The sequence below is a fragment of the Pseudoalteromonas sp. OF7H-1 genome, assembly GCF_022347825.1.
Taxonomy (GTDB): Bacteria; Pseudomonadota; Gammaproteobacteria; order Enterobacterales; family Alteromonadaceae; genus Pseudoalteromonas; species Pseudoalteromonas maricaloris.
The window spans coordinates 409,397-415,445 of the sequence record NZ_JAKRFX010000004.1 but is presented as its reverse complement, the minus strand read 5'-3'; the positions used below and the strand labels follow the sequence as shown (position 1 = coordinate 415,445).

4 protein-coding genes are annotated in these 6,049 nt (G+C 41.0%); 2 read left to right on the top strand and 2 right to left on the bottom strand.

Annotated elements, in window-relative coordinates; translation table 11 throughout:
* Positions 1 to 964: 964 nt before the first annotated feature.
* The gene (locus tag MHN30_RS07780; RefSeq protein WP_010605527.1) at positions 965 to 2,320 is read left to right on the top strand and encodes a 3-deoxy-7-phosphoheptulonate synthase class II; all 1,356 of its coding nucleotides are present in this window, start codon (positions 965 to 967) and stop codon (positions 2,318 to 2,320) included.
* Between the two features lie 31 nt (positions 2,321 to 2,351).
* On the opposite strand, the gene MHN30_RS07775 is transcribed toward MHN30_RS07780, so the two are convergent.
* Positions 2,352 to 3,161 (bottom strand): pyruvate, water dikinase regulatory protein, encoded by an 810-nt coding sequence (locus MHN30_RS07775; RefSeq protein WP_010378654.1) that lies wholly within the window; start codon positions 3,159 to 3,161, stop codon positions 2,352 to 2,354.
* A gap of 143 nt (positions 3,162 to 3,304) precedes the next feature.
* Between MHN30_RS07775 and ppsA the strand changes: the two genes are divergently transcribed.
* Positions 3,305 to 5,680, top strand: a complete 2,376-nt coding sequence (gene ppsA / locus MHN30_RS07770) for a phosphoenolpyruvate synthase (protein WP_239359163.1) — start codon at positions 3,305 to 3,307, stop codon at positions 5,678 to 5,680.
* Positions 5,681 to 5,719: 39 nt separating this feature from the next.
* Here ppsA and MHN30_RS07765 read toward each other — a convergent pair whose 3' ends face one another.
* Complete coding sequence (locus tag MHN30_RS07765) at positions 5,720 to 5,926, bottom strand: PGPGW domain-containing protein (protein WP_130165571.1); 207 nt, start codon at positions 5,924 to 5,926, stop codon at positions 5,720 to 5,722.
* Between the last annotated feature and the right edge of the window lie 123 nt (positions 5,927 to 6,049).

Sequence of the window (6,049 nt, the reverse complement as noted above, 5' to 3'; positions counted from 1 at the left end):
TCGATCAACTGCTTGTAACTCATGGTAACTACTCTTGTTTTTTGGCGATTACAGAGTACCACCAACAGGCAGTTGATCTCTCCTCACCGATTAACCATGAGTGGTGCACTTATTATCTGAATTCGGGAGTGATAGATTGTTCGGCGAGGTCTCGCCGTTTCAATAAGATAGCTTAATCAGGAAAATTTATTTTAATAACCCAGATCACTTAAGAGAAATCTCTCCAATTTTTCAGCATTGAGTTCTCATTGGAGGAGTTGGCTGTTGGAAGTACCTATAGGTGTTAATACTTCCAAAAACTATATAGCACATGTGATTAGTACTCATAGCAATCATTATAGGCTCATTTTTTCTTGCCTCCTTCATACTCATAAAATACGACGAGTCACTACCCAATGACTTATAGCTGACTTGAAGAATTACTAGTCTGAACTTAAACAAACATCAATTTAACATAATAATAAGCTAAAGTCAGTGTGTCGTCTTTGTATATAAATGCTCTGTAAGATGATTTTCTGAAGAGGTAGGGTGGGGTCCCGCTTGCTCACAAATTCCTGAATTGACTTCCATTCGTCAGCGCTACTAATCAAGGTACTCAAAGTGAAAAACAAGACGTCGACAAGATTATATTTGATATCGATTCCAGGGTCTTCAATTCACTCTAAATGCGTGATGATACTCATTATAGCGATTTAAAGATCAGATGATAAAAGTCTGATAGTCGCCTACTTTAAGCTCGCTTGTTTTTTGTTCGTTGGAAAAATGTATAAAAAACCTTCATATCTTAAGAAAGGCGTTACTTCGATTAATATCTTAAAAAATTTTAGTAAATGCTTCATGTTTTAAACAGCATATTGTATGATGTGTTCTCATGTGAAAACAAACTAAAGTTTTTCCTTGATGAATAACGGGGCTTGGGGTACTGTTCAATGGTGGTAACACATATTGGAATGAGGAAAATACAATGGCTAATTGGAGCCCAAATAGCTGGAGAGATAAACCTATCTTGCAGCAACCTGAATACCCAAATTCAGAAAAATTAAAATCAGTTGAAAAAGAACTAAATTCAGCACCGCCGCTCGTTTTTGCAGAAGAGACGCGAAGCTTGTATAAAAGCCTTGCAGATGTTTGCGAAGGTAAAGCTTTCATATTGCAAGGTGGTGATTGCGCAGAATCGTTTTCAGATTTTAGTGCCGCTAATATTCGTGATACGTTCAAGACACTTTTGCAAATGGCTGTCGTATTGACATATGGTGGTAAATGCCCTGTAGTCAAAATCGCTCGAATGGCAGGGCAGTATGCTAAGCCCCGTTCTTCAGATTTTGAGACTATTGATGGTGTTTCTTTACCTTCATACCGTGGTGATATCGTTAATAGTTTTGAGTTTACGGAAGAAGCGCGTATCCCAGATCCTGATAGATTGATGAAAGCATATCATCAGTCAGCAGCAACACTTAACCTACTTCGCGCGTTTGCGCAGGGTGGCCTTGCAGATCTGCATCAGGTAAATCGCTGGAATATGAGTTTCGTAGCTGCGAATCCGTTAAAAGACAAGTTTCAACAGCTCGCAGAGCGTATTCAAGAAGCGCTTGAGTTTATGGAAGTTTGTGGCATCGATTCAACAGTAGCACCAAGCCTGAAGGAAACTCCGCTTTATACCTCACACGAAGCGTTATTGTTAGGTTATGAAGAAGCGTTAACTAGACGAGACCACCTATCAGGGGATTGGTACGATTGTTCTGCTCACTTTGTTTGGATTGGTGAACGTACGCGTCAATTAGATCACGCGCATATCGAATTTTTCCGTGGTATTAAAAACCCAATTGGCGTAAAAGTTGGCCCAGGGATGCAAGAAGATGAGTTAATTAAGCTTGTCGATGCGCTTAACCCTGATAATATTCCTGGTCGTCTAACACTTATCACTCGCATGGGTGCAGATGTGTTGCCCGAAAAACTCCCTAAATTAGTTCGCAGAATTCAAGAAGAAGGCCGCAAAGTTATTTGGACTTCGGATCCGATGCACGGAAACACTGAAAAAGCGACGACTGGATATAAAACACGTAGCTTTAACAATATCCTAAGAGAAATCAGTCAGTTCTTCGCAGTGCATAAAGCGGAGGGAAGCTATCCTGGTGGTGTGCACTTAGAAATGACAGGGCAACACGTCACTGAGTGTGTTGGTGGTGCCTATGGTCTATCAGACGAAGACTTATCTCAGCGTTACCGCACCCAGTGTGATCCGCGTCTAAACGCAGACCAAGTTTTAGAGCTAGGATTTTTAGTTGCTGATCTACTAAAAGACGCTCGTAAAACAGTATAAACAACAAACAAAGGGCCGCATTGCGGCCTTTTTAGTATTTATGGCGCTTTAACCCAGTTTCAGAAATAATCTTTGCTGATATTTCCTCAACGGAATAACGTGTACTGTTCAGATAAGGCGTTTTATTCTTTTTAAATAGCATCTCGACTTCTTTGACTTCAATACGGCATTGTCTGATTGATGCGTACTTGGAGTTTGCCATTCTCTCTTGCCTTATTGCGGCTAGTCTTTCGGGATCTATGGTTAAGCCAAAGAGCTTACCTTTGTATTTATCTAGACATTTGGGTAGTTTTCCACTTTCTAAATCATCCTCTGTCATCGGATAATTCGCGGCTTTTATCCCATATTGCAATGCTAAATATAAGCTTGTCGGCGTTTTACCGCTGCGGCTGACACCAACCAATATGATGTCTGCCTCGTCATAATCTTTAATATTTGCGCCGTCATCATTTGCAAGTGCGTAGTTAACGGCATCTATTCTAAAATCATAAGAAGATTCGTGAATGCTATGCGTGCGGTGCATTTTTGGCACCGGCTGAACTTTTAGCTCTCTTTTTACTATTTCGCTCGCATAAGATAAAAAGTCGTAACAAACCCCTTGCGACGATAAAATAATATCGGACAATTCTGGATTAACGAATGTAAAAAACACCAATGGTTTTTCACCTGAAGTCTCAGCAACCGAGTCTATTAATTTTTTGATTTCATTTGCTTTTTTTACTGTTTCTACAAATGGTATCGTTTGGTGATTAAATTCTACAGGGAACATTGAAAGCGTTGCGTGACCAAACACTTCAGAGGTGATAGCGGTACCATCGGAAATATAAAATGCTGTTCTCATTTTGCTATTATTCATTCAGAAATTGTTGAAAATAAGCCATCGCGGTTTACGAAGACTGCCTTACCGTTGTAGAATGCCCTTGACCAAGTGGAAAGGTCAATTAATCTCTCACATTTAATACAATTTGTTTTGGAGACAGTTCCGTGCAAGACTACGTTCTCTGGTATCAAGAGTTGGGTATGCAAGATGTACCTCGAGTTGGTGGTAAAAACGCTTCTCTAGGTGAAATGATATCTAACCTTGCTAACGCTGGTGTACAAGTACCTGGTGGATTCGCAACAACTGCTGATGCGTTTAATGAATTTCTTGAGCAATCAGGCCTCAATGAAAAAATCCACTCAATCCTAGATACTCTCGATGTTGACGATGTCAACGAATTAGCCAAAGTCGGCGCCCAGATTAGACAATGGGTTATCGATACACCATTCCAACCAGAATTAGATAAAGCAATCCGTGAGGCGTATAGCCAGTTACACGGTGACGCAAGCCAAGATGTCTCCTTTGCTGTTCGTTCATCAGCAACAGCAGAAGATATGCCAGACGCCTCCTTCGCTGGCCAGCAAGAAACTTTCCTAAATGTTCGTGGCATTGATGCCGTAATGGTCGCTATCAAGCATGTTTTTGCTTCGCTATTCAATGACCGTGCAATTTCTTATCGTGTACACCAAGGCTATGATCACAGAGGCGTGGCGCTTTCTGCTGGTATTCAGCGTATGGTGCGTTCAGACAAAGCGTCGTCTGGTGTTATGTTCTCAATCGACACTGAATCAGGCTTTGAAGACGTTGTCTTCGTTACTTCTAGCTATGGTTTAGGCGAGATGGTAGTTCAGGGCGCAGTAAACCCAGATGAATTTTATGTTCATAAGCAAACGCTTGCAAAAGCAAAACCTGCTGTTCTTAAGAGAAATATTGGCTCAAAAGCAATCCAAATGATCTACTCAAGTGATGAGTCTCACGGCAAGCAAGTTGAGATTGTTGATGTAGACTCAGCACTATCTAACCAATTCTCGATTACAGACGCAGAAGTAGAAGAATTAGCAAAGCAAGCTGTTATTATCGAAAAGCACTACGGTCGTCCAATGGATATCGAATGGGCAAAAGATGGTAACGACGGCAAGCTTTATATCGTTCAAGCTCGTCCAGAAACCGTCCGTTCAAATGAAGATGCGAACGTAATGGAACGCTTCCAACTAAAATCAAAGTCTGAAGTTATTGTTGAAGGTCGTGCAATCGGTCATAAGATTGGCTCAGGCGTAGTTAAAGTCCTGTCTTCAATTGATCAAATGGACTCGGTAAAGCAAGGCGATGTACTTGTTACTGATATGACGGATCCTGATTGGGAACCTATCATGAAGCGTGCCTCTGCTATCGTAACGAATCGTGGCGGCCGTACTTGTCACGCTGCAATCATTGCACGTGAGCTGGGGATCCCAGCCGTGGTTGGATGTGGTAATGCAACCGATTTGATCACTAATGGCGACACGGTAACAGTTTCATGTGCTGAAGGCGATACAGGTTATATCTACAAAGGTGAACTTGAATTCGATGTTATTTCTTCTCGCATCGATGCAATGCCAGCTATTCCGATGAAGATAATGATGAACGTTGGTAACCCAGATCGCGCGTTTGATTTTGCGAAGTTACCACATGCAGGTATCGGTCTTGCGCGTCTTGAATTTATCATCAACCGTATGATTGGTATTCACCCTAAAGCACTACTTCATTTTGATAAGCAAGATGCAGAGCTACAAGCTGAAATTAAAGAGCTAATCGCAGGATATGAGTCACCAGTAGAGTTCTATATTAGCAAGCTAGTTGAAGGTATTTCTACGCTAGGTGCATCATTTGCTCCAGAGCGTGTAATCGTTCGTATGTCTGACTTTAAGTCAAACGAGTATGCAAACTTGGTTGGCGGCCAGCAGTATGAGCCGGAAGAAGAAAACCCAATGATTGGTTTCCGCGGCGCATCTCGTTACATTTCTGAAGACTTCAGAGAGTGCTTTGCATTAGAGTGTGAAGCCATTAAACGTGTTCGCAATGAGATGGATCTAACCAACGTTGAAATCATGATCCCATTCGTTCGTACCCTAGAAGAAGCAGCTCAAGTTATTGAAATTCTTGAAGCTCATGGTCTAAAACGTGGCGAGAATGGTCTAAAAGTCATTATGATGTGTGAACTTCCATCAAACTGCCTGCTTGCTGATGAGTTTTTAGAATATTTCGACGGCTTCTCGATAGGCTCAAATGACCTTACCCAGTTAACACTTGGTCTGGACCGCGATTCTGGTCTGATTGCGCATCTGTTTGATGAGCGAAATCCAGCTATCAAGAAACTACTTTCAATGGCAATTCAAACTGCTAAAGCGAAAGGAAAATATGTAGGTATTTGTGGTCAAGGTCCATCGGATCATGAAGATTTTGCTGCTTGGTTAGTTGAAGAGGGGATTGACTCTGTTTCACTTAACCCAGATACAGTACTTGAAACTTGGCTTTATCTAGCTGAAAAGTTTACTAAATAATTTAATGGCCCCAATGCAACACATTGGGGCCATTTCATTTCATTTCTGAAATGTCCTATCTAACTTTTCGCAGCCAAGCTTAAATAAACGCTGCACATTTTTTAGGTGCTTCTTTGCGCCTTCATGATTCATAGAGAAACACGCCAAGGCCGCAAGTAAAAAGATAACCGATGGACCGGGCACAACAAAGAAGATCAATGCTAGAATACAAAACACAATACCAGCAAGGTCGTAAATAATTTTCATGTTATTTCCTCCTATACAATATGAGTATAAGGTGTGTGGTAAAATAAACTATTTCCAATTGTAACAAACCATAAAATTCTCAAGTTGATCATTAATCCTTCGTGATACAATTAATTCAAAGCA

Coding starts and splice junctions, on each gene's coding strand:
- MHN30_RS07780 (WP_010605527.1), top strand. CDS start 965: ATGGCTAATTGGAGCCCAAATAGCTGGAGAGATAAACCTATCTTGCAG.
- MHN30_RS07775 (WP_010378654.1), bottom strand. CDS start 3,161: ATGAGAACAGCATTTTATATTTCCGATGGTACCGCTATCACCTCTGAA.
- MHN30_RS07765 (WP_130165571.1), bottom strand. CDS start 5,926: ATGAAAATTATTTACGACCTTGCTGGTATTGTGTTTTGTATTCTAGCA.